This is a genomic window from Nocardia sp. FDAARGOS_372 (assembly GCF_002554515.1).
Lineage (GTDB): Bacteria > Actinomycetota > Actinomycetes > Mycobacteriales > Mycobacteriaceae > Nocardia > Nocardia farcinica.
This window is the reverse complement of sequence record NZ_PDDW01000001.1, coordinates 4976592-5002295: the sequence shown is the minus strand read 5'-3', so window position 1 is coordinate 5002295 and position 25704 is coordinate 4976592. Positions and strand designations below refer to the sequence as shown.

Annotated in this window: 22 protein-coding genes; 15 read left to right on the top strand and 7 right to left on the bottom strand. The window is 70.8% G+C overall.

Going from position 1 to position 25704, the window contains the following annotated elements:
- Position 1: 1 nt before the first annotated feature.
- The gene (locus CRM89_RS23455) at positions 2-898 is read right to left on the bottom strand and encodes a LysR family transcriptional regulator (RefSeq protein WP_041560580.1); all 897 of its coding nucleotides are present in this window, start codon (positions 896-898) and stop codon (positions 2-4) included.
- Between the two features lie 106 nt (positions 899-1004).
- Here CRM89_RS23455 and CRM89_RS23450 point away from each other — a divergent pair, with 106 nt between their 5' ends.
- The 10 genes from CRM89_RS23450 to CRM89_RS23405 all read left to right on the top strand — a co-directional run bounded on the left by CRM89_RS23450 (position 1005) and on the right by CRM89_RS23405 (position 11829).
- Positions 1005-2054 carry an EamA family transporter gene (locus tag CRM89_RS23450; RefSeq protein WP_229434836.1) on the top strand — a complete coding sequence of 350 codons (1050 nt, stop codon included), beginning with the start codon at positions 1005-1007 and terminating at the stop codon, positions 2052-2054.
- A gap of 110 nt (positions 2055-2164) precedes the next feature.
- The gene (locus CRM89_RS23445) at positions 2165-3856 is read left to right on the top strand and encodes an FAD-dependent oxidoreductase (RefSeq protein WP_228786811.1); all 1692 of its coding nucleotides are present in this window, start codon (positions 2165-2167) and stop codon (positions 3854-3856) included.
- 39 nt (positions 3857-3895) lie between these two features.
- Positions 3896-4525 carry a pyridoxamine 5'-phosphate oxidase family protein gene (locus CRM89_RS23440; protein WP_060595045.1) on the top strand — a complete coding sequence of 210 codons (630 nt, stop codon included), beginning with the start codon at positions 3896-3898 and terminating at the stop codon, positions 4523-4525.
- Between the two features lie 64 nt (positions 4526-4589).
- Entirely contained in the window at positions 4590-5828 is a 1239-nt protein-coding gene (locus CRM89_RS23435; protein WP_011206831.1) for a MurT ligase domain-containing protein, read from the top strand.
- A gap of 14 nt (positions 5829-5842) precedes the next feature.
- The gene (locus tag CRM89_RS23430) at positions 5843-6553 is read left to right on the top strand and encodes a type 1 glutamine amidotransferase (RefSeq protein ID WP_060593791.1); all 711 of its coding nucleotides are present in this window, start codon (positions 5843-5845) and stop codon (positions 6551-6553) included.
- 234 nt (positions 6554-6787) lie between these two features.
- Positions 6788-6991, top strand: a complete 204-nt coding sequence (locus CRM89_RS23425; protein WP_060593792.1) for a hypothetical protein — start codon at positions 6788-6790, stop codon at positions 6989-6991.
- A gap of 109 nt (positions 6992-7100) precedes the next feature.
- A complete protein-coding gene (locus CRM89_RS23420; RefSeq protein ID WP_098086245.1) occupies positions 7101-7748 on the top strand; it encodes a hypothetical protein in 648 nt (215 codons plus the stop codon).
- Positions 7749-7911: 163 nt separating this feature from the next.
- Positions 7912-8613, top strand: a complete 702-nt coding sequence (locus tag CRM89_RS23415; protein WP_197534139.1) for a GAF and ANTAR domain-containing protein — start codon at positions 7912-7914, stop codon at positions 8611-8613.
- Positions 8614-8628: 15 nt separating this feature from the next.
- On the top strand, positions 8629-10113 hold the full coding sequence (locus tag CRM89_RS23410) for a PP2C family protein-serine/threonine phosphatase (protein ID WP_098086243.1): 1485 nt from the start codon (positions 8629-8631) through the stop codon (positions 10111-10113).
- A 90-nt stretch (positions 10114-10203) separates the two neighbouring features.
- Positions 10204-11829 (top strand): ATP-dependent DNA helicase RecQ, encoded by a 1626-nt coding sequence (locus CRM89_RS23405; RefSeq protein WP_098086241.1) that lies wholly within the window; start codon positions 10204-10206, stop codon positions 11827-11829.
- 134 nt (positions 11830-11963) lie between these two features.
- On the opposite strand, the gene recR is transcribed toward CRM89_RS23405, so the two are convergent.
- Both recR and CRM89_RS23395 read right to left on the bottom strand, forming a co-directional pair.
- Positions 11964-12572: a recombination mediator RecR gene (gene recR, locus CRM89_RS23400; protein ID WP_011206824.1), complete on the bottom strand. Its 609-nt coding sequence runs from the start codon at positions 12570-12572 to the stop codon at positions 11964-11966.
- Between the two features lie 15 nt (positions 12573-12587).
- On the bottom strand, positions 12588-12920 hold the full coding sequence (locus CRM89_RS23395; protein WP_011206823.1) for a YbaB/EbfC family nucleoid-associated protein: 333 nt from the start codon (positions 12918-12920) through the stop codon (positions 12588-12590).
- Positions 12921-13049: 129 nt separating this feature from the next.
- Between CRM89_RS23395 and CRM89_RS23390 the strand changes: the two genes are divergently transcribed.
- From CRM89_RS23390 to CRM89_RS23380, 3 genes are read left to right on the top strand one after another with little or no spacing between them, the layout of a single operon-like run.
- Positions 13050-13628, top strand: coding sequence for a hypothetical protein (locus CRM89_RS23390; protein WP_060593798.1), 579 nt, complete (start codon positions 13050-13052; stop codon positions 13626-13628).
- Positions 13629-13686: 58 nt separating this feature from the next.
- Positions 13687-14502, top strand: coding sequence for a MerR family transcriptional regulator (locus tag CRM89_RS23385; protein WP_098086238.1), 816 nt, complete (start codon positions 13687-13689; stop codon positions 14500-14502).
- A 27-nt stretch (positions 14503-14529) separates the two neighbouring features.
- A complete protein-coding gene (locus CRM89_RS23380) occupies positions 14530-14877 on the top strand; it encodes a VOC family protein (RefSeq protein WP_098086235.1) in 348 nt (115 codons plus the stop codon).
- A gap of 18 nt (positions 14878-14895) precedes the next feature.
- Here the strand turns inward: CRM89_RS23380 and CRM89_RS23375 are convergent, their stop codons facing one another.
- Positions 14896-15330, bottom strand: coding sequence for an SRPBCC family protein (locus CRM89_RS23375; RefSeq protein ID WP_011206819.1), 435 nt, complete (start codon positions 15328-15330; stop codon positions 14896-14898).
- Between the two features lie 190 nt (positions 15331-15520).
- Between CRM89_RS23375 and CRM89_RS23370 the strand changes: the two genes are divergently transcribed.
- Positions 15521-16978, top strand: coding sequence for an FAD-binding oxidoreductase (locus CRM89_RS23370; RefSeq protein ID WP_011206818.1), 1458 nt, complete (start codon positions 15521-15523; stop codon positions 16976-16978).
- Entirely contained in the window at positions 16975-18291 is a 1317-nt protein-coding gene (locus CRM89_RS23365) for a class I SAM-dependent methyltransferase (RefSeq protein WP_060593801.1), read from the top strand. Before CRM89_RS23370 ends, CRM89_RS23365 begins: the two co-directional genes overlap by 4 nt.
- 34 nt (positions 18292-18325) lie before the next feature.
- Here the strand turns inward: CRM89_RS23365 and CRM89_RS23360 are convergent, their stop codons facing one another.
- From CRM89_RS23360 to CRM89_RS23350, 3 genes are all read right to left on the bottom strand, one after another.
- The gene (locus CRM89_RS23360; protein WP_195013564.1) at positions 18326-21946 is read right to left on the bottom strand and encodes a serine/threonine-protein kinase; all 3621 of its coding nucleotides are present in this window, start codon (positions 21944-21946) and stop codon (positions 18326-18328) included.
- Between the two features lie 193 nt (positions 21947-22139).
- Entirely contained in the window at positions 22140-24290 is a 2151-nt protein-coding gene (locus tag CRM89_RS23355; RefSeq protein WP_011206815.1) for a 3-hydroxyacyl-CoA dehydrogenase NAD-binding domain-containing protein, read from the bottom strand.
- 39 nt (positions 24291-24329) lie between these two features.
- Positions 24330-25544: an acetyl-CoA C-acetyltransferase gene (locus CRM89_RS23350; RefSeq protein ID WP_011206814.1), complete on the bottom strand. Its 1215-nt coding sequence runs from the start codon at positions 25542-25544 to the stop codon at positions 24330-24332.
- Positions 25545-25704 lie beyond the last annotated feature (160 nt).

Genomic DNA, 25704 nt, shown 5'->3' with positions numbered 1-25704 from the left:
CTCATTCGGCCGTGATGCGCCGCGCCGCCTCGGCGAAGGCGGCCAGCACGGTCGCCACCGCCGGGCGGCGCTCGGCGTGCGGCCTGGTGACCAGGTCGTAACTGCGCGCCGCGCGCACGCCGGACAGCCGGAGCACCACCACCTCGGGGTGGGTCACGGCGAAGCGCGGCATCAGCGCCACCCCGTAACCGGCCGCGACCAGCGCCTCGATGGCACGGAAGTCGTTGAGGCGCTGAGCGATCCGTGGCTGCACCCCGGTGACGGTCGCGATCGACTCGAGCACGTCGTCGACGGGGAAGCCGCCGCGCACGCTCAGCCAGCTCTCCTCGGCGAGTTCGGCGGGGGCGACGGCGCGCTGCCTGGCCAGCCGGTGCCCGGGCGGGACCACGACGTCGATGGGTTCGCGCATCAGGAAGCGGGTGCTCACGCGCGGCCCGGCGAGCGGTCCGGAGCGTTCGTCGCGGTGGGTCAGCACGATGTCGTAGTCGGCCAGCAGCGGCGGCACCGCGCTCGGCGGCACGTCCTCGTCGCGGGCGACCACGTCGATCTCGCTGTCGGCCAGCGCGGGCAGCACCAGCGGCAGCAGCAGCGCGGCGCCGGAGGGGAACAACGCCACCCGCACCCGCCCGCGCGGGGATTCGCGGTAGTGCGCCATTTCCGCGGCGGCCCGGTCCATCGCGGCCAGCACCTCGTCGGCGCGCACGACCAGCGCCTGCCCGGCATCGGTGAGCCGGATGCGGCGGCCGTCGGGCTCCAGCAGCGGCACCCCGGCCTCCTTGGCGAGCACCTTGAGCTGCTGGGAGACGGCCGAGGGCGTCATGGACAGCGCGGCGGCGGTGGCGGCGATGGTGCCGCGGTCGGCGAAGGCGCGCAGCACCCGCAGGCGATCCAGGGACATCGACGGCCCCGCCATCGCACACCTCACAATCGTGTAGAGCAACTACAATATCAGTCCATATTTATTCGATTGTGCTGATGATTGCCACGGCTCGACGATGGGACGCGTGACCTTCCGCGACCGCCTGCTCGGCCTCACCGTCGTCCTGCTCTGGGGCCTGAACTTCCTGGCCATCCGCGCCGGGCTCGACCACTTCCCGCCGCTGTTCTTCGCGGCCCTGCGCTTCGTCGTGCCGGCGGTGCCGGTGCTGCTGTTCGTGCCGAGACCCCGGGTGCCGCTGCGCTGGCTGCTGCTCTACGGCACCGGTTTCGGCGTCCTGCAATTCGCCTTCCTGTTCACCGCCATGCGCGAAGGCATGCCGACCGGGCTGGCCTCGCTGGTCTTGCAGTCCTCGGCGCCGTTCACCGTGGTGCTGGGTGCGCTGCTGCTGCGGGAGCGGCTCGCGCCGCGGCAACTGCTCGGTCTGGCGATCGCCACCGGGGGCATCACCGTCATCGGCGCGGACCGGCTGGAGCAGGCCGCGCTGCTGCCGCTGCTGCTGACCCTGGCCGCCGGACTCGGCTGGGCCTTCGGCAACATCGGCTCCCGGCTCGCGGTGGCGTCCGGGCCGGGCGTCGACCCGCTGCACCTGACCCTGTGGATGACCGTGGTCCCGCCGATCCCGCTGTTCGCGCTCTCGGCGCTCACCGAAGGACCCGGCGCGGGAGTGCGGGCGCTGGCCGAGCTCGCGAGCCCGACCGGCCCGGCCGCACTGGCCGGTCTGGCCTACATCGTGGTGCTCGGCACCGTCGCCGGATCGGGGCTGTGGACCTACCTGATGAGCCGCTACCCGGCCGGCGCCGTCGCGCCCCTGTCGCTGCTGGTGCCCGTGGTGGGGATCGCGGCGGCCTGGCTGGTGCTCGACGAAACCCCGAGCGGCACCGAGCTGGCCGGCGCGGTGGTGGTGATCGCGGGCGCCTTCCTCACCACCGTCGGCGGGCGCGGTACCGCCTCGACCCCGGCCGGGATCGACGAAGCGCCGCGCAGTGTGCCCGGTCGCGGTAGTGTCCCCGACGATGCGCGGCGCGCGGGCGACGTTCCCGCAACCGGCGTCTGCGCGTCGGGAACCGCGGCGGGGTCGGCTGGGAATGCCCCGGGTGTGATCCCTACAGTGTGAGCACGGTGCAGGTTGGTTCGGCGAGGCTAGGCAGCAGAGTGCGGATGGCAGATCAGCGGTGGGCCGTTTCCCGGCGGACGATGCTTCGCGGAGCGGTTGCGGTGGGGGCGATGACGGCGGGCGCCGCCTGGGGCGCCGGACCCGCGCTCGCGGCGCCGGCCGGCAAGCGCGTCGCGGTGCTCGGCGGCGGCGTCGCCGGTCTCACCGCAGCCCACGAACTGGCCGAACGCGGATTCGAGGTCACCGTCTACGAACGCAGGGCGCTCGGCGGCAAGGCCCGCAGCATCCCGGTGCCCGGCACCGCCGCGGGCGGACGGCCCGAACTGCCCGGCGAACACGGCTTCCGCTTCTTTCCCGGCTTCTACCAGCACATTCCCGACACCATGCGGCGAATCCCGTTCGGCGCCAACCCGGATGGGGTGTGGAACAACCTGGTCGCGGTGCCGGAAGCGCGGTTCGCCCGCCGCGACGGCGACGATTTCCGGGTCGGCCTCGACCTCACCGCGCCGCCGGACCCGTCCGCGCCCGGATTCGCCGAAACCCTCGGCGCGGCACTGGCCACCGCGCTGAAGGTCAGCGCCGCCGAGGGCCTGTTCTTCGCCAACCGGCTGATGGTGTTCAACACCAGTTGCGACGCACGGCGATTCGGTCAGTGGGAGCACATGGCGTGGCTGGACTTCGTGCGCGGGCACGAGCGCTCGCACGAGTTCCGCACGCTGCTCTCGCGCACCCTCACCAGCATCATGGTCGCCGCCAAGGACAGCCTCGCCAGCGTCCGCACCATCGGCAACATGGGTGAACAGTTCCTCGGCAATCCGCTGGGGATCGGCAACGACGGTGCGCTGGACCGGGTGCTCAACGGCCCGACCAATCTGGCCTGGATCGACCCGTGGACCCAGCGGCTGCGGGCGCTGGGGGTGCGGTTCGCGCTGGGCAGCGAGGTACGCGGGCTCGAGGTGCGCGACCGGCGCGTCACGGGCGCGCGCATCGTCGACGAGACCGGCGCCGCGCGCACCGTCGAGGCCGATCATTTCGTGGTCGCGCTGGCCGCCGAGCAGGCGCGGGCGCTGTGGTCGCCCGAGGTACTCGCGGTGCGCCCGGAACTGGAGGGCATGCACCGGCTGGTGGTCGACTGGATGACCGGCATCCAGTTCTACCTGCGCCGCACCACCGACATCTCCCCCGGCCACACCGCCTACATCGATTCGCCGTGGTCGCTGACCTCGATCGGCCAGAACCACCTGTGGGCGCGCAAGCTCACCGAGTTCGGCGACGGCAGCGTGCAGGACTGCCTCTCGGTGGACATCTCCGACTGGCACACCCCCGGCATCCTCTACGGCAAACCGGCGATGGAGTGCACCCACGAGGAGATCGCCCGCGAGGTCTGGGCGCAGCTGCGCGCCCACCTCAACGACCGGGAGGAATTGCTGCGCGATGCCGACCTGCACTCCTGGTTCCTCGACCCGGCGATCGTCTGGCAGGCCGACACCGGGCGCAACACCAACGCCGACCCGCTGCTGATCAACACCGCGGGCTCGTGGGAGCTGCGCCCGGAACCGCACGGTGATCTGGAAAACCTGTACTTGGCAGGCGATTACGTGCGCACCAACGTGGATCTGGCCACCATGGAGGGCGCCAACGAATCGGCCCGCGCCGCGGTGAACACCCTGCTCGACGTCACCGGCTCCGACGCGCCCCGCTGCCGGATGTACACCCTGCACCGGGCCGCGGAACTCGAGCCGCTGCGCCGCATCGACGAAGACCGGTACCGGGCGGGCCTGCCCAACGCCCTCGACGTCTGACCCGTGGTGCGCCGCCGCGCGCGGTGCTTCAATCGGACGGTGACGAGCACCGAGATCACCGACCCGGCCGACCTGCGCGCACTGCTCGGCGAGGTGTCGCCCCGCGTGGCGAACAAGGACCGTACCGCGCTGCACCCCCGCGATCGCGAATGGATCGCCACCTCCCCGTTCCTGGTGATGAGCACCTGCGACGCCGAGGGCCGCTGCGATGCCTCCCCCAAGGGCGACCCGGCGGGCTTCGTGCACGTGCTCGACGACCACACCCTGGCCATCCCCGAGCGCCCCGGCAACCGCCGCGCCGACGGCTACCGCAACATCCTGTCCAATCCGCACGTCGGCCTGCTGTTCCTCATCCCGGGTCGGCCGGAGACGCTGCGCATCAACGGCCGGGCCCGGCTGGTGCGTGACGCTCCTTACTTCGATGCGATGGTGGTGCGCGGACACCGGCCCGTCCTGGCGGTCGAAGTCGCCATCGAACAGATCTTCTTCCACTGCGCCAAGGCCTTCCTGCGCAGCCACCTGTGGCAGCCCGACCAGTGGCCCGAAGACCGCCTGCCGAGTGCGGCGTGCCTGGTCAAAGAGGTGCAGAGCGGGGTGACCGAGACGCTGGCCGAGCTGGAGGAGTACTACAGCCCGGCCAACTACGAGCGCAAGCTCTACCAGTCCTGAGCCGACCGCACGAGCGCGCACCCGCCGCGCGCCCGATGCGCCGATCGCACATACACTCGCCTGCGTGGCGGACTTTTCGATACGCGGGCGGATCGCCCTGCGGGCCGCGGCGGCCGCGTCGTGGGCGTCGCGGCGCGCGGGCCGCGGCAACGGTTCGATGATCGGCGGCCTGATCGCGCTGAAGATCGACCCGACGATCATGACGCAGCTCGGCCGCGGGCGGCGGACCGTGCTGATCACCGGAACCAACGGCAAATCGACCACCACCAGGATGACCACGGCCGCGCTCGGCACGCTCGGCGCGGTCGCCACCCAGGCCGACGGCGCCAACATGGACGCGGGCATCGTCGCGGCACTCAGCAGGCACCCCGGTGTGGCGCTGGCCGCGATCGAGGTGGACGAACTGCACCTGCCGCACGTCAGCGACGCGCTCGAGCCGGCGGCGGTGGTGCTGCTCAATCTCAGCCGCGACCAGCTCGACCGGGTCGGCGAGATCAACATGATCGAGCGCAGGCTGCGCGCCGGGCTGGCCAAGCATCCCGACACCGTCGTCGTCGCCAACTGCGACGACGTGCTGATGACCTCGATCGCCTACGACCACCCGAATGTGGTGTGGGTGGCCGCGGGCAGCGGCTGGGCGATGGACGCCACCAGTTGCCCGCGCAGCGGCGAGCCGATCGTCTGGGAGGGCACGCACTGGCGCAGCACCGGTGCCGATTTCGAACGGCCGCAGCCGGATTGGTGGCTGGAGGGCGAGGAACTGGTCGGCCCGGACGGCACCCGTTACCCGCTGCATCTGGCGCTGCCCGGCCGGGCCAACCGGGGCAACGCGGCGCAGGCGGTCGCGGCGGCGGTCGCGCTGGGCGCCGAGCCCGCCAAGGCGGTGGTCGCCACCGGCACCGTGCGCGAGATCGCCGGACGCTACAAGACCGTGCAGGTCGGGCCGCATTCGGCGCGGCTGCTGCTGGCGAAGAACCCGGCGGGCTGGCAGGAGGCGCTGTCGATGATCGACCATTCCGCCTCGGGTCTGGTGATCGCGGTGAACGGGCAGGTCCCCGACGGCGAGGATCTGTCCTGGCTGTGGGACGTGCGGTTCGAGCATTTCGAGGACGTGCAGGTGGTGGCCGCGGGCGAGCGCGCCACCGACCTGGCGGTGCGGCTCACCTACGCGGGCGTGGCGCACACCACCGTGCCGGATCCGTTGCGCGCCATCGCCTCCTGCCCGCCCGGGCAGGTGGAGGTGCTGGCCAACTACACCGCCTTCCGTGACCTCAACCGCGATCTGGAGGCACGGCGGGCATGACGCGGGAACGGACGATGGGCGAGTCGACGGTACGGATCGGGCTGGTGCTGCCCGACGTGATGGGCACCTACGGCGACGGCGGCAACGCGCTGGTGCTGCGGCAGCGGCTGCGCATGCGCGGGTACGACGCCGAGATCGTGGAGATCAACCTCACCGACCCGGTGCCCGAGACGCTGGACATCTACACCCTCGGCGGTGCCGAGGATTCGGCACAGCGGCTGGCCACCCGGCACCTGTGCCGCTACCCCGGCCTGCAGCAGGCCGCCGCGAAAGGCGCGCCGGTGCTCGCCATCTGCGCGGCCATCCAGGTGCTCGGCAACTGGTACGAGACCTCCTCCGGCGAGCGTGTGGAGGGCGTCGGCCTGATCGACGTGACCACCGCCCCCCAGGACAAGCGCGCCATCGGCGAAGTCGTCACCGCCCCCACCGTGCCCGGCCTCACCGAACCGCTCACCGGTTTCGAGAACCACCGCGGCGGAACCACTCTCGGCCCGGACGCCACCGGCCTGGCGCGGGTCACCCGCGGGGTCGGCAACGGTGTCGGCGACGGCCGCGAGGGCGTGGTACAGGGCTCGGTCATCGGCACCTACATGCACGGCCCCGCGCTGGCGCGCAACCCCGAACTCGCCGACCTGCTGCTGTGCCGCGCCCTCGGCGTCGACTCCCTGCCGCCGCTCGACCTGCCCGAAGTGACGCAACTGCGGCGCGAGCGGCTGCGCGCCTGACTCACCGGGCCGGCAGGCCCACCGCCCCAGTCGACGGCACCACGGATCGGCCGTCACCGGCGTCAGGCCCGCGCCGCGCGCCGCGGTCTCCGTCCACACCGTCCGCGTCGGGCCGGGTGTCGGTGGGCCGTGGTGTGATGGGATCCGCCCGGAGGGAACGACACGCCAACGGCGTCCCCCCATCCGGGTAAGCACGGTGTAAGACCGAATCATCGACGCTCGTCAGGAGGGCATATGCGCACACCGGGCTGCCGGTCCTGCGACACCGCGGTGGATCACTGCCACGGCACGCTGATCGTGCACGTGAGCCGGGTCGAGGAGTGCACCGAGCCGGACTGCTTCGACCTCGACCACGCGCGGCACACCTTCGTCGTCGACTGCGGCGACATCGCGGGCGGCTGCGCCTGCGCGGCCACCGAAGTCCGGCGCACCGCCTGAGCGGGTCAGCGGCCGGAGGCGGCAGCGAAGCGTCACCACGCAGGCGGTGGCGAAGCGTCACCACGCAGGCCGCGGCGGAGCACCACCCGCCCGCCCGTAGGCTGGCCTGGTGAACTACGACCACGTGCTGCTGCCCTCGGGGGCCGCGACGACGCTGTCCGAGGTCGACGCCTACCTGACGGCGCAGCGGGGCCTGCCGCAGTCGGCGGCGGTGGCGGCGATGGCCGGGCAGATCAACGAACGCAACGCGGCGCTGCCGGAGGAGGATGCCTTCCTCGCCGACAACGCCGAGGTGGGCGGCGGCCCCACCGGCGACGTGCTGCACGTGGCCTGCCCGTACGACGCGATCGGCCACGTGCGGGCGCTGCTGTTCGAACTCGCCACTCCGCGCGGCTACGCCGTCTACGATCCGCAGCTGGCCTGGTTGCTCGATCCCGCGGGCCACGTCCCGGTGACGGTCACCCACGGCGGCGCGGGCGAGTTCCCGTACCTCACCGAAGCCCTTGTCCGGCAGTGGGTCCCGGAACTGGCCGACCCCAATCCGTATCTCATCGTGGAGCGGGCGCCGCACCACTACATCCAGACCTATCGGGGCGGGGCCGAGGAGTTCACCGTCGAGTACCGCAACGGCGGCCCGGACCGCCATTTCGGCATCACCCTCACCACCCCGGCCGAGGTGTCGGCCCTGATCTGGTCGTGGACCAGCGGCGACCACGCGGCGGTGGCGGCGCAGCCCTGGGTACGGGTCGAGTTCTGAGCTGGGCGGTCCCCGCACACTCGGTCGGCGTATCGGACGGATTCCTGGGTACTGCGATGCCAGGACAGTGCCGGTGCGAACGGAAGGTGTCGACATGGCCCCGGAGTCCCGCTCCGCACCCGTGACCGGAACGATCGCAGATGCGGTGCAAGCTCAACCCGCCGTGGATCAACTCGTCGCTGCCTTCGCGCGGATGTCGGGGTTCTTCCTGACCGCGGGCACGGCGGGCACGGCGCTGAAACTGATCACCTCGCTGGCGACGGAGATGGTGGCGCCCACGTCGGGCGCCGGGATCAGCATGCTGGACGGCAGCGGCGCGCGGATGACCGCGGCCGCGACCGGTGAGGTCGTCGAAGAGGCCGACAGCCTGCAATACCAACTCGGCGCGGGCCCGTGCCTGACCGCGTGGGCCGACCGAGTGGTGGTGCGCGTCGACGACTTCGGGACCGATCAGCGCTGGCCGGAGTGGTCGCGGCGGGCGGCGCGGCTGGGTTTGGCGTCGTCGCTGAGCGCACCGCTGGTGGCGGGTACGCAGGCCCTGGGCGCGATCAAGATCTACGGTGCGCGGCCCGGCATCTGCGGGCAGCGCGAGGAACATCTGCTGTCGATGTTCTCCTCCCAGGCCGCCATGCTGCTGGCGCACATGCGCGCGGCCGACGACGCCGAACGTGTCAGCGGGTTGATCGCCGAGAGCCTGCGGGGGCGGGACGTGATCAATCTGGCCAAGGGCATCATCATGGCCAGGGACCGGGTCGACGAACGGGGCGCCTTCCTGATCCTGGCGAGTACCGCCCGCAACCAGAACGTCCCGGTGCGGCGGGTCGCGGAACGGGTGGCGATGTCGACCGTGCCCCGTCGACGGTGACCGGAGACCACGTCGATGACCGACCGGCCAGCCCACGACGCCGCGGACCGCGCCCGTGAGCAGCGGCACAGCCTCGTGCTCGCCTTGAAAGGCGCCCAGCTGAGCATGGAGGAGCTCTGGCTGGAGTATTTCGCGCTGAGCGGCACGCTCGGTTTCCCGCAGATCAACGCCTACGTGCGCGGTGGCGACAGCCTGCCCGCGCTCGATCGCGACATTCTCGCCCAGGTCGTCAACGAACACCTGGACCGGCGGTCGCGCACCAAACGCGCCACCTACAGCCGGACCCTGCGCGAGTCCGAGCCCACCGGTGGTCCGTTGTCGGCACTGGTCGAGCTTCTCGAGGGCGCCCACGGGGCGCCGCCCGAGCGACTGCCCACCCTCGCCGCCGCCGCGGGCCGGGCACTGGGCGTGCACATCGAGATGTACTTGATCGATTACGGCCAGCGACGATTGCTCCGCGCCGACGAGCCGGGCGGGGATTCCGGATACGACATCGACACCACCCTGGCGGGCCGGGCCTTCCGTTTCGTGCAGACCCTACCGTCCTACGCGCCCGACCTCCCGCGGCTGTGGATGCCGCTGCTGGACGGCAACGAGCGGGTCGGGGTGCTCGACATCCAGGTCGCCGACCCCGAGGATCTGGCCGACCCGCGGCTGCGAGCGCAATGCGGGTGGGTGTCGAAGCTGATCGGTCACCTCGTCTCGGTGATGACGGGATACGGAGACGGTCTGGAGCGGGTCCGGTTGCGCGCGGTCCGCAGCCCCAACGCCGAGCTGATCTGGTCGATGCTGCCGCCGTTGACCGCGGTGGTGGACGGCTTCGTGATCGCCGGCGTGGTGGAGCCCAGGCACGACCTCAACGGTGACGCCTTCGACTACGCGCTGTCCGGCACCACCGCGCAACTGATCGTGCTGGACGCGGTGGGTCATGACGCCCAGAGCGGCCTGATCGCGGCCACCGCGCTGGCCGCCTACCGCAGCGTCCGCCGCGCGGGCCACGGCCTGTTCGAGCAGGCGCGCGTCATCGATGAGGCGATCGCCACCCAGTTCGGCAACAGCAAGTTCGCCACCGCCGTGCTCGCCGAGCTGGACCTGGGCACCGGGCGGTTGCGCTACATCAACGCCGGGCACCCGGAGCCGATGATCATGCGCGGCGGCAAGATGGTCAAACCGCTGCCGGGTGGGCGCCGGATGCCGCTCGGCCTGGGCAGCGGTGATCTCACCGTCGGTGAGGAGGTGCTGCAACCGCAGGACTGGCTGCTGCTCTACACCGACGGCATCACCGAGGCCCGTGATCCGGATGGCGCCTTCTTCGGCGAGACCCGCCTGTTCGACTTCCTGCGGCGCGAGGCGGCGTCGGGCCACCCGCCGCCGGAGACCGCCCGCCGGCTCATCAATGCCGTCCCCACCCACCAGCGCGGCACCCTCCAGGACGACGCCACCGTCCTGCTCGCCCGCTGGACCGTCCCGGCGGTCGCCGATCCGGTTTCCCGGCGCTGATTCCGGCTACGCGCCGGACATGCCCGATATCGCGTCACCCGTGCCCACCGCCCGACCGACCACCGTTCGCGCACAGCCGGGCGGCGTTCGATGACGACGGCCGCGCGCCTGCGCCGGATCGCCGAACAGACCTTCGGATTGCCCCACCTCTACGACGAGCAACTGCGCGCCATGGAGCTGGTGCTGGCCGGGCACGACGTGCTGGCCGTGCTGCCCAGCGGCGGTGGCAAGTCCGCGATCTACCAGGTGCCCGCGCTGCTGCTGGACGGGCCGACGGTGGTGGTGTCGCCGCTGATCGCGTTGCAGCACGATCAGATGGAGGGCATCGAGGAGACCGATGCGCCGCCCGCCGTGGCGCTGAACTCGGCCCAGCGCGGCCGGGCGCGGCGCGAGGCGTGGGCGGCGCTGCGCCGCGGCGACGCCCGCTATGTGTTCCTCTCCCCCGAACAGCTGGCCAAGCCGGAGGTCGTCGACGCACTCGCCGACCTCGGTGTCGCCCTGTTCGCGGTGGACGAGGCGCACTGTATCTCGGCCTGGGGCCACGACTTCCGGCCCGACTACCTGCGGTTGGGCGAGGTGCGCGAGCGCCTGGGCGGCCCGCGGGTGATCGCGTTGACCGCGACCGCGGCGGCCCCGGTGCGCCGCGACATCGTCGAGCGGCTTGGCATGCGCGACCACCGGGAGGTGGTCACCTCCTTCGACCGGCCGAACCTGTTTCTGGCCGCGCACCGGTTCACCTCCGAGGCCGACAAGCACGCGGCCGCGCTCGCCCGGGTGGGTGAGCTGGCCGCCGAGAACCGATGCGGCCTGGTGTACACCGCCAGCCGCAGCGGCGCCGACCGGTTCGCCCGCGACCTGGCCGGCACCGGCGTCCGTACCGCCCGCTACCACGCGGGCATGAAGGCGGCCGACCGCGAGCGGGTGCATCAGGACTTCCTCGCCGACACCGTCGACGTGGTGGTGGCCACCTCGGCCTTCGGCATGGGGATCGACAAGCCCGGCGTCCGGTTCGTCGTGCACGCCTCGGTGCCGGATTCGCTGGACTCCTACTACCAGCAGATCGGGCGAGCCGGACGCGACGGCGAACCGGCGCGCGTCGAGTTGTACTACCGCCCCGAGGATTTGAGCTTGCAGCGGTTCCTCACCACCAACAAGCCGCCCGCCGACACGCTGGAGGCGGTCGCGCGCGCCCTCGCGCGCCACCCCCTGCCGCCGCGCCGACTGGCCGAGGCGGTCGACGCACCGCCCGCCCGCCGCACCCGGGCGATCAACCTGCTCGAACAGATCGGCGCGCTCACCACCACCGCCGACGGCCGGCTCGGCTTCACGACCGACCTCACCCCCGACGAGGCCGCCGACCAGGCCCACCGGGCGGCCGACGCGCACGAAACCCTGATCCGCTCCCGACTGGACATGCTGCGCGGCTACGCCGAGACCACCGACTGCCGCCGCCGCTTCCTGCTCGAGTACTTCGGGGAACGGCTGCCGCAGCGGTGCGGCAACTGCGACACCTGTGCGGCCGGCACGGCCGAGCGACGTACCGGCGAGGCCGCCGACTTCCCGGCCGATGCCAGGGTCACGCACCCGGAATGGGGTGCGGGCGTGGTCCTTTCGGCACACGAGGACCACCTGACCGTGCTGTTCGACGACTACGGCTACAAGACGCTGTCGCTGACGCAGGTGCGCGAGCGCGACCTGCTGACCCGCATCGACTGAGCACTCCGGCCCACGGGGCAACACCCGCCCACCGCACAGCGCCCGCCCACAGCACAGCGCCCGCCCACGGCACAACGCCGCCCACGGTGCAGCGCCCGCCTACGGTGCGGTGCCGACCGGCAACACCGCGCCGACTAGAGCGCGCGACGCCCGGACAGCGCGCGGCCGAGCGTCAGTTCGTCGGCGAACTCCAGGTCACCGCCCATCGGCAAGCCCGACGCCAGCCGGGTCACGGTCAGCCCCGGGAAATCGCGCAACATGCGCACCAGGTAGGTCGCCGTGGCCTCGCCCTCGGTGTTGGGGTCGGTGGCGATGATGACCTCGGCGACGTCGACCCCGTCGTCCTGATTACCGATGCGCGCCAGCAACTCCCGGATGCGCAGCTGATCGGGGCCGACACCGCTGAGCGGGTCGAGCGCGCCGCCGAGCACGTGATAGCGGCCGCGGAACTCGCGCGTCCGCTCGATGGCCTGGACGTCCTTCGGCTCTTCGACGACGCAGATCATGGTCCGGTCGCGGCGCGGGTCGGCGCAGATGCGGCACAGCTCGCCGTCGGAGACGGTGCCGCACACCACGCAGAACTGCACCCCGTCACGGACCTTCTGCAATGCCGCCTGCAACCGGTCGATCTCCGGTGGCTCGACCTGCAACAGGTGGAAGGCGATGCGCTGCGCGCTCTTGGGACCGACGCCGGGCAGCTTGCCCAACTCGTCGATCAGATCCTGTACCGGCCCTTCGTACAACCGCGGCGTCCTCGCTCAGAAACCGGGCAGGCCCGGCATCGAACCGCCGCCCGCGAGCGGGCCGAGGCGCTCGGCGGCCAACTGCTGGGCCCGGGCCATCGCGTCGTTGATCGCGCCGATGACCAGATCCTGCAGGCCCTCCACGTCCTCGGGGTCGACGACCTTCGGGTCGATGGTCAGCGCCTGCACCTCACCGGTGGCCTTGATGGTGGCCTTCACCAGCCCACCACCGGCCTGGCCCTCGACCTCGGTGGCGGCGATCTCGGCCTGCGCCTGCATCACCGCCTCCTGCATCTGCTGGGCCTGGGCGAGCAACTGCTGCATGTCGAACTGACCACCGGGCTGCACGGCACGTCCTCTCTGGCGGGATTGTCACGGTTCAGCGTAGTCGCCGCCGAACCCCGTTTGTGGCGCACCCGTGCGGGCATACGCTCGGAACCGGGTCGGGACCCGGTGCGGTGAATTCTGGAGACAGCAATGAGCGCTAACCGACTTCTCTTCCGTGGCGTGCTCGCCCTCGCGCTGAGCCTGCCCGCCCTGTTCCTCGGCGCCGCGAACGCCGCCGCCGACGCCGATGTCCGTACCGTCGCCGCCGACTACGGCGGCGGTTGTGTGTTGTACCCGGACAACAAGGCGGCGACCCTGGATTCGCTACGTCTGCGCTGCTCGCCGGAACAGCAGGACGCCATCTTCCGGGACGCGCCCGCGGGCGCGGTGCCGATGGGTGTCACCAACGGTTGGGTGGTCCGCCCGGTCTACGTGCAGGGGATCGCGCCCGCCTTCTGGGTCGGCAAGACCTTCTACACCGGGCCCGACGGCGGCTTCCTGATGAACCGGGTGACCGGCGCGGGCCTGGAGGCCTGGCGCGCCGACGTCTACCGGGCACCGTCGCTGATGGACGGCGAAGAGGCATGGGCGCTGAACTACAACCCCTCGCCGACCCCGCCGCTCTACGACGAGATCCGCGAGGTCACCCCCGGTGTGTGGCTCGGGTACTCGTGGTGGCGGGGCTTCTTCCAGACCACGCTGCTGCTGACCTTCGCGCTGGCGAACTGAGCCCGGGGCAGCGCGGCGGCTTGACTCTCCCCGTGCTGGAGGGTGTTCGCTGGTCCCCATGACAGCGACCGTCACCATCGGTGAGTTCGCCCGGCTCTCGCACCTGAGCGTGAAGACGCTGCGGTACTACCACGACATCGGCCTGCTCGCCCCCGCCGAGGTCGACCGGGACACCGGCTACCGCCGCTACGGCACCGACCAGGTGGACCGGGCGCACCTGATCCGCAGGCTCCGCGAGCTCGACATGCCGCTGCCGGAGATCCGCGCCGTGCTCGCCGCCCCCGACACCGCCGCCCGCGACGCCACCCTGCGCGCCCACCTGGCCAGGATGGAAGCCGAACTGCGGCGCACCGCCCAGGTGGTGGCCTCGCTGCGGGCGCTGCTGACCCCCGCCGACCCGTTGCCCGTCGAGTACCGCGAACTGCCCGCGGTCCGGGCGCTGGCGCTGCGCGAGGTGGTGAGCAAGGACGACATCGACCTGTGGTGCGCCGCGGCCTTCCCGCGCCTGTACGCGGCGCTCGCGGGCGTCGGCGTCGCCCCCGCCGGGCCGGCCGGCGCCACCTACGCGCTGGAGTTCTTCGCCGAGGACGCCGGCGAGGTGACCGCGTTCGTGCCGATCGCCCCGGCGCTCGCGCTCGACCCGCCGCACGGGCTGACGATGCTCGACCTGCCCGCCCGCCACGTCGCGATCGCCGTGCACCGCGGCCCGTTCGAGGACTTCGACCGCACCTACGGCGCGCTCGGCAGCCACGTCGCCGAACACGACCGGGCACTGCCCGAGCCGGTCCGCGAGATCTACCTCGTCGGCCCCGGCGACACCCCCGACCCCGAGGACTACCGCACCGAGGTCTGCTGGCCCGTCAGCAGGTCGTGAACCCGACCCACCATCGAGGAGAAACCCATGTCGCTGTCCATCGCCGCCGTCACCTTCGACTGCACCGACGCCGCGAAGCTGGCCGGATTCTGGAGCGAATTGCTCGACCGCCCGGTCGATCCCGAGGCCAACCAGTACTTCGCCTCGATCGGGCGCGGCTCCGGCGGTCAGGCGCTGATGTTCATCCAGGTGCCCGACCGGACGCCCGGCAAGAACGTCATCCATCTCGACCTGCACGCCGACGACCGGCAGGCCCAGGTCGACCGGGCGCTGGCGCTGGGCGCCGAGCACCGCGGCGAATTCGACGAATACGGCATCCGGTGGACGACCCTGGCCGACCCCGAAGGCAACCTCTTCGACATCGCCGCCGAATAGCCGCCGCGGGTGGGCGGCTCAGCCCAGTTCGCGCTTCAGGTTCTCCAGCACCTCGGCCTGGATCTTCTTCAGGCCGAGCGGGGCGAAGATGCCCTCGAAGATGCCCGACACCCCGCCCGCGCCCTGCCAGGCGGTGCGCAGCGTGACCCGTGCGCCCGCGCCCTCCGGCGTGACGGTCCAGGTGTTGACCAGGGAGGAGTTGGCGTCGCGCTCGGTCACGATGGAATCGGAGACCGAGACGACCGCCCGCACGTTCCGGGCGCGCTTCTGGGTGGCCTGCAGCGTCCATTCGGCCACGGTGCCCGCGCCCTTGCCGCCCTCGACGACCTTGTAGTCGCGGTAGTGCGCGGAGAGGATGCGCGGGCGCACCGTCTCGTAGTCCGCGATGGCCTCGAGCGCGCGCTTCGGATCGGCCGCAACGGTGATCGAACTGCTGGCGCTGACCTGTCCCACAATGAGCTCCTTGTCCGGGTGCGATGTCTCGACGACACCAATCCTGCCCTGCCGCACGGCAGAACGGGACCTCACCCTCGCACTGTCGCCGTGACCACCGGGTATTCCCGATGCAACATCTCCGTGACATTTCTCCCCGGCCGGGTACCTCGTGGTGGCCCGCCCGCGACGGGAGTACTAGCGTCGAGGGGTGGCAGTGAGTCTGGGGAAGGCCGGTCACACTCCGGCCGCACGCGAATCAGGGTATGCCGCGCATCGAGCGGGTGTGGACCGCCTTCTGGCGAGTTACCGCGCCATCCCGCCCGAGGCCACCGTGCGCCTGGCGAAGAAGACCTCCAACCTGTTCCGGGCCAGGGCCGCGAACCCGGCGCCCGGACTGGACGTCTCCGGCCTGACGCGGGTCATCGCCGTGGACCCGGAGGCACGCACCGCCGACGTGGCGGGCATGACCACCTACGAGGATCTGGTCGCGACCACCCTCCCCTACGGGCTGGCGCCGCTGGTGGTGCCGCAACTCAAAACCATCACCCTGGGTGGCGCGGTGACCGGGCTCGGCATCGAGTCCACCTCCTTCCGCAACGGCCTGCCGCACGAGTCCGTGCTGGAGATGGACGTGCTCACCGGCGCGGGCGAGATCCTCACCGTGACACCGGACGGCGAGCACGCCGACCTGTTCCGCGGCTTCCCGAACTCCTACGGCACCCTCGGCTACACCGTCCGGCTGAAGATCGAACTGGAGCCGGTGCCGCCCTACGTGGCGCTGCGGCACGTGCGCTTCCACGACCTGCGCGAGCTCGAGGCCGCCATCGCCGCCGTCGTCGAGGACCGCAGCTACGACGGCGAGCGCGTCGACTACCTCGACGGCGTGGTGTTCACCGCCACCGAGAGCTACCTGACCCTGGGCAGGCAGACCGACGAACCGGGCCCGGTCAGCGACTACACCGGGATGGACATCTACTACCGCTCCATCCAGCACGACTCGCCGCACCCGAAACGGGACCGGCTGACCGTCCACGACTACCTGTGGCGCTGGGACACCGACTGGTTCTGGTGCTCGCGCGCCTTCGGCACCCAGAACCCGAAGATCCGCCGGTTCTGGCCGAAGCGGTACCGGCGCAGCAGCTTCTACTGGAAGCTGGTCGCGCTCGACCACAAGTACCACATCGGCGACAAGATCGAGGCGCGCAAGGGCAACCCGCCGCGCGAGCGGGTGGTGCAGGACATCGAGGTGCCGGTGGAGCGCACCGCCGACTTCGTGTCGTGGTTCCTGCGTGAGATCCCGATCGAGCCGATCTGGCTGTGCCCGTTGCGGCTGCGCGCCGAGGGTCCGGCGGTGTCCGGCGCGGGGGCGGCCGGCACGCGAGCCTGGCCCCTGTACCCGCTCGAGCGCGACCGCACCTACGTGAACGTCGGATTCTGGTCGGCGGTACCCACCGTCCCCGGCCAACCCGAGGGCGCGGCCAACCGCGCGATCGAACGCACCGTGACCGAGTTCGACGGGCACAAATCGCTGTACTCGGATTCGTATTACGACAAGGATGAGTTCGCGGCACTGTACGGCGGCGACAGCTACACCGAACTGAAGAAACGCTACGACCCGGACCAGCGCCTGCTGGATTTGTATTCGAAGGCGGTGCAACGCAAATGACGACATTCAAGGACCGTTCCGACGTCTTCGCGGATCTCGGTACCAAGCTCAGCATTGCCGAGATCTTCGAGACCCTGATCGACGGCGAGGTCCCGATCCGGCTGACCGCCTACGACGGCAGCTCGACCGGACCCGCCGATTCGCGGTATTCCCTCGACATCCGCACCCCGCGCGGCATCAACTACCTGGCGACCGCGCCGGGCGACCTCGGTATGGCGCGCGCCTACATCTCCGGCGACATGACCGCGGGCGGGGTCCACCCGGGCGACCCGTACGAGGCGCTGAAGGCCCTGCAGAACATGAAGTTCCGGCGGCCCTCGGCGCTGGCGCTGGTGACCATCGCCCGCTCGCTGGGCTGGGAGCGGCTCAAGCCGGTCGCGCCGCCGCCGCAGGAGACCCTGCCGCGCTGGCGCCGCATCGCCTTCGAGGGCCTGCGGCACACCAAGGGCCGCGACGCCGAGGCGATCCACCACCACTACGACGTCTCGAACACCTTCTACGAGTACGTGCTCGGCCCCTCGATGACCTACACCTGCGCGGTCTACGGCGACGAGAACTGGACCCTGGAGCAGGCGCAGGAGAACAAGTACCGGCTGATCTTCGACAAGCTGCGGCTGAAGGAAGGCGACCGGCTGCTCGACATCGGCTGCGGCTGGGGCGGCATGGTGCGCTATGCCGCCCGGCGCGGGGTGCGCGTGATCGGCGCGACGCTGTCGGCCGAGCAGGCCGACTGGGCGCAGAAGAAGATCGCCGAGGAGGGCCTGGGCGACCTGGCCGAGGTGCGCCACTGCGACTACCGCGACGTGCCGGAGACCGATTTCGACGCGGTGTCCTCGATCGGGCTCACCGAACACATCGGCGTGCACAACTACCCGTTCTATTTCGGCTACATCAAGAGCAAGCTGCGCGACGGCGGCCTGTTCCTCAACCACTGCATCACCCGCCCGGACAACACCCGCAGCACCAAGGCCGGTGACTTCATCGACCGCTACGTCTTCCCCGACGGCGAACTGATCGGCTCCGGGCGCATCATCTCCGACATCCAGAACGTCGGACTCGAGGTGCTGCACGAGGAGAACCTGCGCGAGCACTACGCGCTCACGCTGCACGAATGGTGCAAGAACCTGGTCGCCAACTGGGACGCCTGCGTCGCCGAGGTCGGCGAGGGCACCGCCAAGGTGTGGGGCCTGTACATGGCCGGTTCGCGGCTGGGCTTCCAGCGCAATGTCGTGCAGCTGCACCAGGTACTCGGCGTCAAGCTGCCCGCCGACGGCGACTGGACGGTGCCGCTGCGCCCCTGGTGGAAGCCCTAGCGAAAGGCGCTACCGCCTCCGGCCGCTGACCCGTTCAGCCGAGCACCTCGTCGAGGAAGTGGGTGGGGAGTCGCGTCTCATCCGCGTTCTCGGGGCTCAGGTGCAGTTCACCGCGCAGTACCCGCAGGATCGCGACCACGCGGGGTCCCGCGTCGAGCAGCGGCCGTGGCCAGCCCAGCCGCGCGCACACCTGGGCGGCGGGCACGAGCATGGCCGTGGCCTCCCCCACCCAGCCCGACGCGGCCAGGGTCTCGGCCAGCAGCAGCGCGGTGTCGAGTTCGGCGCGCGGGCGACCCTGCTCGGTGGTGCGCCCGTAGAGCGCGCGGGCTCGCCGCACCGGCGCGTCGTCGGTGTGCGAGGGGCGCGCGGCCAGCATCGCGCGCACGGCCGCGGTCTCCTCGGCCTCGGCGATCAGCGCCGCCACCCCGGTGGCCCGGCGCAGGCCGGGCCCCGGCCCGCTCTCGGTCGCGGGCTCCACCGGAAGTCCGAGGCGCAGCCGTTCGGCGCGCACGTGCGCGGCGAGGCGGGGCAGCTCGTATTCGCGGGCGATGCGCTCGCCCTCCTCGAGCCGCGCCGCCGCCGTCGCGAGATCACCGCGCACGGCCTTGACCCGCGCGCCGGTCACGAAGGTCGCCAACAGGAAGTCGACGGTGCCGACCCGGGTCACCAACTGGTGGCTCTCGTCGAGCAACCGGTCCGCGGTGGCGAGATCACCCGCCCGGTACGTCAACTCGCCCAGCATCGCCGAAGCCACCCGCACGCCGTGGGAACGCGGACCCGCCCGGCTGTGCGCGACCTCCCACGCCCGCTCGAAATAGTCGTTCGCCCCGGGGATGTCGAGCTGTTCGTAGGCGGCCGCGCCCTGCGCGCACAATCCGAACACCGTCCCCAGCGGATCCTTGGACTTCTCGTGATAGGGCTGGGCCCACTCCTGGATCTGCCGCGCACCGTCGAAGTCGAACGTGCACAACCGCACGTAGGAGACCACGTTCGCCGCGGTGGAGACGGTCCAGGCGGGCAGGTCGTCGGGATTGTCCAGGCAGTCGGCCACCTGGTCGAGCACGCCGTCGGTCTGATCACGGGTCACCGCGTCGGCCGCCGCGAGCACCGCGGCCTCGCAGCGTTGCCGGTTCGTCTCGTCCTCGCCGCTGCCGCCGGGCAGCATGTTGGTGAGCTTGCCGAGGGCGCTGCGGGCCGCGCCGGACTGCTGCAGGTTGACATTCGCCCTGGCCACCGCCATCAGCAACTTGGAGCGCGAGGTCACCTGCTGCACCGGCAGTTTCGAGACGGTGCCGAGCAGCGTGGCCAGCCGGGAGCCGTCGATGAGATCCATGCCGCCGCCCTCGACGAGATCCAGCGCCAGCTTGAGATCGGTGGCGGCGAGCGCGTGGTCCACCGATTTGCGCAGGAACTGGTGCTCGGCGTACCAGCGGGACGCCTTGCGGTGCAGCGCCCGCAGCTTCGCCGCGTCGGTGCGCTCGAGCCGGGCGCGCAGGTGCTCGGCGAACAACGGCTGCATCCGGTACCACTCGGGGTCGTGTTCGATGCGGCGCAGGAACAGCTCGCGCTGCTCGGCCTGCGCCAGCAGCAGCTCGGCCTCACTGTCCTCGGACAACGCCGCCGCCAGCGAGGCGTTGACCCGCTCGGTCACCGAGATCGCGGTGAGGAAGTCCAGCATCCGCGGTTCGAGCGTGTCCAGGACGTTCTCGGCCAGATACTCGCGAATACCGTGGCCGCCTTCGGGCAGCGCGGAGATCAGCCGCTGCGGGTCGGGGTTGCCGCGCAACGCCAGGCTGACCAGCTGCACCGCGGCCGGCCAGCCGTCGGTCACCCGGTGGATCTGCTCGACCTGCTTGTCGGTGAGCTCGAAGCCGTTGCGTTCCACCAGGATCTGCCCGGTCTCGGCGCGGGTCAGCCGCAGCTGCGCCGAACCGATCTCCACCAGCTCGTCGTGCACCCGCATCGAGTTCACCGGCAGCCCGGACTGGTCCCGGCTGGTCACCACGAACCGCAGGTGATGGCAGCCGTTGTCCAGCAGCGCCGCCATCGCGCGGTGGGCGCCGGGATCGGTGATGCGATGCCAGTCCTCGATCACCACCACGATCGTCTCCCCGCCCGCGTGCACCTCGTCGATCAGCGTGCTGATCACGAAGGCCACCGCGTCGGCGGGGCGTTCCTCGAGCGCCTGGTCCAGACCCGCGCCGATGGCCGGCCGCACCCGGTGGATGGCCTGCAACAGGTGCGCCAGGAACCACACCTCGTTGTCGTCGTCGTGGTCCAGCCCGATCCAGGCCACCGGGACACCCTGGTCGGTCAGCTCGGCCCGCCACTGCGCGGCGACGGTGCTCTTGCCGAACCCCGCGGGCGCGTGGATCAACGCCAACCTGCGCCGCCCGCCCGCCCGCAGCACGTCCAGCAGGCGCGGGCGCGGCACCGGCGCCCTGGCCGGCGTGGGCGGCCGGAACTTGGTGGCCGCGGTCGGCGGCGGGGTGGTGCTGGTGGCGCCCGGCGGATGTTGGGAGACGTTCGGCCGCAGCGTCAACGGCCAGCTGCGCCGCGCCGTCACCGACGGCCTGGCCCGGGTGGAGAACTGGGTCCGGATCGAGGGATGGGGTTCGGTCGCCCGTACCTCACCCAGGTCGTCGAGCAGCACCGCGGTATCCAGCAACGCCATCTCGTCGGGCAGCTGCCCGAGCGCGCGCTGGGCCGCGCGCAGCATCTCCCCGAACTCGAACGCCGACTCCGGCCGCTGCTGCGGATCCGGCGACATGGCCCGCTCGATCGCCTCGGCCACCGGCGCCGGAATGTCCTGCTCACGCAGGTCGGGCACCGGCTGGGTGGTGATCCGCAGGAACTGCGCCACCACCTTCTCCCCGGCCTGCCGCTCGAACGCGGCGTGCCCGGTGAGCAGCGCGAACAGCGTCGCGCCCAGTCCGTAGACGTCCGAGCGCACGGTCGGTTCCTCGCCCTTGAGCACCTCGGGCGCGGTGAAGGCGGGCGAGCCGGTGATCATGCTGCTCGAGGTGCGGAAACCGCCCGGTATACGCGCGATCCCGAAATCGGTGAGCTGCGGTTCGCCGTAACTGCTGAGCAGCACGTTGCCCGGTTTGACGTCGCGGTGCAGGATCTGCGCGCGGTGCGCGCTCTCGATGGCTCCCGCCAGCTTCACCCCGACGCGCAGCGTGTCGGCCCAACCCAGCGGCCCCTGCTCGTGGATGAGTTGTTCGAGCGAACCGTGCGTGCAGTAGGGCATCACGATGAACGGCAACCCGCTGGCGGTGACATCGACCTGCAGAATGTCGACGATGTTCGGGTGGCCGGAGAGCCTGCCCATCGCCTGCTCCTCGCGCAGGAACCGCTCGCGGCTCTCGGCGTCCATGTCCGGTGGGAGCACCTTGACCGCGACGACGCGCTCCAGTGCGGTCTGCAGGCACCGATACACCACGCCGAAACCACCGCGGCCGATCTCCACCGCACCGGACAGTCCGGCGGCCTCCAGTTCGTCGGCGATACCGATCGGTTCGTTGCGCTGGGTCGGTTCGTTGTGCCTGCCCGCGGGCGCGGCGTCGGCGCGACCGGCATCGGCCTCCCGGTCGCTCGAATCGTCCTGGGCGGCTTCGGGTTCGGAACCTGCCGAACGCGACTGACGCTTCACCTTGACCACCTCGTGCCGACGACGTCGGACCCGGGGCAGCCGCCGCGAGCCCGAATTGCCTGCGCATCTCCAACGTAGCGCGGCAGGGTCGCGGTTTGGTGGAGTTCCACACGCGGGTCGCGCGCCGCCGGAGACAGCGAAGAGCCCGCCACCGGAACACGGTGGCGGGCTCTGTGCCTACCGGCGCGACGACCTACTTACGCAGCGACGCGGGCACCTGGAAGCGCTGGCCGTACTTCTCGGCCAGCTCGTCCGCGCGGGCCACGAAGGCCTCCTGGCCGCCCGGGTAGCCGACGATGAACTGGTGCACACCACCGGTCCAGGCCGGGAAGCCGATGCCGAAGATCGAGCCGATGTTGGCGTCGGCGGTGGTCTCCAGCACACCCTCGTCGAAGCACTTCTGGGTCTCGATCGCCTCCGCGAACAGCATGCGGTCGATCAGATCCTGCAACGGCACGTCGAAACCGGCGGTGGTCTTGAAGTGCTCGCGCAGGCCCTGCCACAGGCCGAGGCGCTTGCCGTTCTCGTCGTACTCGTAGAAGCCGGCCTTCTCCAGGCGGCCCGGACGACCCTCGCCGACCATCCACTCGATGACGTCGATGGCCGGGTGCCGCTCGGTGCCCAGCTTGGTGTCGCCCGCCTTGATCGCTTCCTCGGTCTCCTTGGCGATCTTGAGCATGAGCTTCATGTTGAGCTCGTCGGACAGCTGCAGCGGCGGCGCCGGGTAGCCCGCCTGCGAACCGGCCTGCTCGATGGTCGCGGGCTCGATGCCCTCGCCCAGCATGGCGATCGCCTCGTTGACGAAGGTGCCGATCACGCGCGAGGTGAAGAAGCCACGGCTGTCGTTGACGACGATCGGGGTCTTCTTGATGGCGAGGGTGTAGTCGTACACCCGGGCCAGCGCCTCGTCGGAGGTCTTCTCACCCTTGATGATCTCCACCAGCGGCATCTTGTCGACCGGCGAGAAGAAGTGGATGCCGATGAAGTCCTCCTGGCGCTTCACGCCGGTCGCCAGACCGGTGATCGGCAGGGTGGAGGTGTTGGAGCCCAGCAGGGCGTCGGGGGTGACGATGTCCTCGATCTCCTGGAACACCTTGTGCTTGAGCTCGGTGTTCTCGAAGACGGCCTCGATGACGAAGTCGACACCGGCGAAGTCGGCCGCGTCCGCGGTCGGCTTGATCCGGTCCAGCAGCGCCTTGGACTTCTCCTCGGTGGTCTTGCCGCGGGAGAGGGCCTTGGCCTCGATCTTCTCCGAGTAGCCCTTGCCGCGCTCGGCCGCCTCCAGCGAGACGTCCTTGAGCACGACCTCGTAGCCGGCCTTGGCCGAGACGTAGGCGATGCCCGCGCCCATCATGCCCGCGCCGAGCACGCCGACCTTCTTGATCTCCCGCTTGGGCACGTCCTTGGGACGCGAACCGCCGTTGTTGATCGCCTGTAGGTCGAAGAAGAACGCCTGGATCATGTTCTTCGCGACCGGGCCGGTGAGCAGGTGCACGAAGTAGCGCGACTCGATCAGCGACGCGTTGTCGATGTCGACCTGCGAACCCTCCACCGCGGCCGCCATGATGGCGCGCGGGGCGGGCATGTTGGCGCCCTTGAGCTGCTTGCGCAGGTTGGCCGGGAAGGCGGGCAGGTTGGCCGCGAAGCCGGGGCTGGCGGGGGTGCCGCCGGGGATCTTGAAGCCCTTCTTGTCCCACGGCTGCACACCGGCGTCGGGGTTGGCCTTGATCCACGCCTTGGCGGCGGGCACCAGCTCCTCGATCGAGCCGACCAGCTCGTCGACCAGGCCGATCTCCTTGGCCTTGGCCGGCTTGTTGCGCTGGCCCTGCAGCAGCACCTGCATGAGGGCGTTCTGCAGGCCGAGCATGCGCACGGTGCGGATGATGCCGCCACCGGCGGGCAGCAGGCCGAGGGTCACCTCGGGCAGGCCGATCTGCGAGCCCGGCACGTCCGCGGCGATGCGGTGGTGGGTCGCCAGCGCGATCTCCAGGCCGCCGCCCAGCGCGGCGCCGTTGATGGCGGCCACGACCGGCTTGCCGAGCTGCTCGAGCCGGCGCAGCGCCGACTTGATCTCGGTCAGCTCCGCCATCAGCGCCTGCGCGTCGTCCGGGCCGACCTTCATCATGTTCTTCAGGTCGCCACCGGCGAAGAAGGTCTTCTTCGCCGAGGTCAGCACGACACCGGTGATGTCGTCCTTCTCGGCCTCCAGCCGGTCGACGGTCGCCGTCATCGACTTCTTGTACAGCTCGTTCATCGTGTTGGCGCCCTGGTTCGGGTCGTCCATCGTCAGTACGACGATGCCGTCCGAATCCTTCTCCCAACCGATCATGTTGGTTTCGCTCACAGCTGTGTGTCTCCTTGTTGAATCAGTGACCGGTGGGGATCAGACCCGCTCGATGATGGTGGCCACGCCCATGCCGCCGCCGATGCACAGGGTGATCAGCGCGTAGCGGCCGTTGCGGCGCTCCAGCTCGTCGACCATGGTGCCGGTGATCATGGCGCCGGTGGCGCCCAGCGGGTGGCCCATCGCGATGGCGCCACCGTTGACGTTCAGCTTCTCGTCCGGGATGTTCAGGTCCTTCTGGAACTTGAGCACCACGGAGGCGAACGCCTCGTTGATCTCGACCAGGTCGATGTCGTCCAGCGTCAGGCCGGCCTTGGCGAGCACCTTCTTGGCGGCCGGCGTGGGGCCGGTCAGCATGATGGTGGAGTCGGCGCCACTGGTGGCGGTCGCGACGACGCGGGCGCGCGGGGTCAGGCCCGAGGCCTTGCCCGCCTCTTCCGAGCCGACCAGCACCAGCGCGGCGCCGTCGACGATGCCCGAGCTGTTGCCACCGTGGTGGACGTGGTTGATCTTCTCCACGAAGTGGTACTTCTGCAGCGCCACCGCGTCGAAGCCGCCCATCTCACCGATCATGGCGAAGGAGGGCTGCAGCTTGGCCAGGTCCTCGAGGGTGGTGCCGGGCCGCATGTGCTCGTCGCGGTCCAGCACGACCAGGCCGTTCTGGTCCTTGACCGGAACGATCGACTTGGCGAAGTAGCCGCCGGTGGTGGCCTTGGCGGCCAGCTCCTGCGAGCGCACCGCGTAGGCGTCGACGTCCTCGCGGCTGAAGCCCTCGATGGTGGCGATCAGGTCGGCGGAGACACCCTGCGGCACGAAGTAGGTGTCGTAGTTGGTGGCCGGGTCCAGCGCCCAGGCGCCACCGTCGGAGCCCATCGGCACGCGGGACATGGACTCGACACCACCGGCGATGACGAGGTCGTCGAAGCCGGAGCGCACCTTCTGGGCGGCGAGGTTGACCGCTTCCAGACCCGAGGCGCAGAAGCGGTTCAGCTGGAAACCGCCCACGGTGTCGGGCAGGCCGGCGACGGTGACGGCGGTGCGCGCGATGTCGGCGCCCTGGTCACCCACCGGCGCGACCACACCGAGGATCACGTCCGAGATCCGGTCCTCGTCGAGGTTGGGGAAGCGGCTGCGCAGCTCCTGGATCAGACCAACAGTCAGATCGATCGGCTTGACCGAGTGCAGCGAACCGTTCTTCTTGCCGCGGCCGCGCGGAGTGCGGATGGCCTCGTAAATGTAGGCCTCTGTGGTCATATCGGAGTGTTTCCTTCCTTAAGGTGCGCCCGCGCCGCGGTGTGCGGCACCGACGCGGATCACCTCGCCGACCGGCCGTGCGACCGACCGTCCTGACGCTGTACAAATCTCGGCACGCCACGATAGACGCTCGCTCTGGCCGCCCGCGCGTCTGGGCATA

Bases quoted from the DNA above. Each gene is read 5' to 3' on its own strand.
- CRM89_RS23455 (WP_041560580.1), bottom strand. From the start codon at position 898: ATGTCCCTGGATCGCCTGCGGGTGCTGCGCGCCTTCGCCGACCGCGGC.
- CRM89_RS23445 (WP_228786811.1), top strand. From the start codon at position 2,165: ATGACGGCGGGCGCCGCCTGGGGCGCCGGACCCGCGCTCGCGGCGCCG.
- CRM89_RS23430 (WP_060593791.1), top strand. From the start codon at position 5,843: ATGGGCGAGTCGACGGTACGGATCGGGCTGGTGCTGCCCGACGTGATG.
- CRM89_RS23425 (WP_060593792.1), top strand. From the start codon at position 6,788: ATGCGCACACCGGGCTGCCGGTCCTGCGACACCGCGGTGGATCACTGC.
- CRM89_RS23410 (WP_098086243.1), top strand. From the start codon at position 8,629: ATGACCGACCGGCCAGCCCACGACGCCGCGGACCGCGCCCGTGAGCAG.
- CRM89_RS23405 (WP_098086241.1), top strand. From the start codon at position 10,204: ATGACGACGGCCGCGCGCCTGCGCCGGATCGCCGAACAGACCTTCGGA.
- CRM89_RS23390 (WP_060593798.1), top strand. From the start codon at position 13,050: ATGAGCGCTAACCGACTTCTCTTCCGTGGCGTGCTCGCCCTCGCGCTG.
- CRM89_RS23385 (WP_098086238.1), top strand. From the start codon at position 13,687: ATGACAGCGACCGTCACCATCGGTGAGTTCGCCCGGCTCTCGCACCTG.
- CRM89_RS23380 (WP_098086235.1), top strand. From the start codon at position 14,530: ATGTCGCTGTCCATCGCCGCCGTCACCTTCGACTGCACCGACGCCGCG.
- CRM89_RS23365 (WP_060593801.1), top strand. From the start codon at position 16,975: ATGACGACATTCAAGGACCGTTCCGACGTCTTCGCGGATCTCGGTACC.
- CRM89_RS23350 (WP_011206814.1), bottom strand. From the start codon at position 25,544: ATGACCACAGAGGCCTACATTTACGAGGCCATCCGCACTCCGCGCGGC.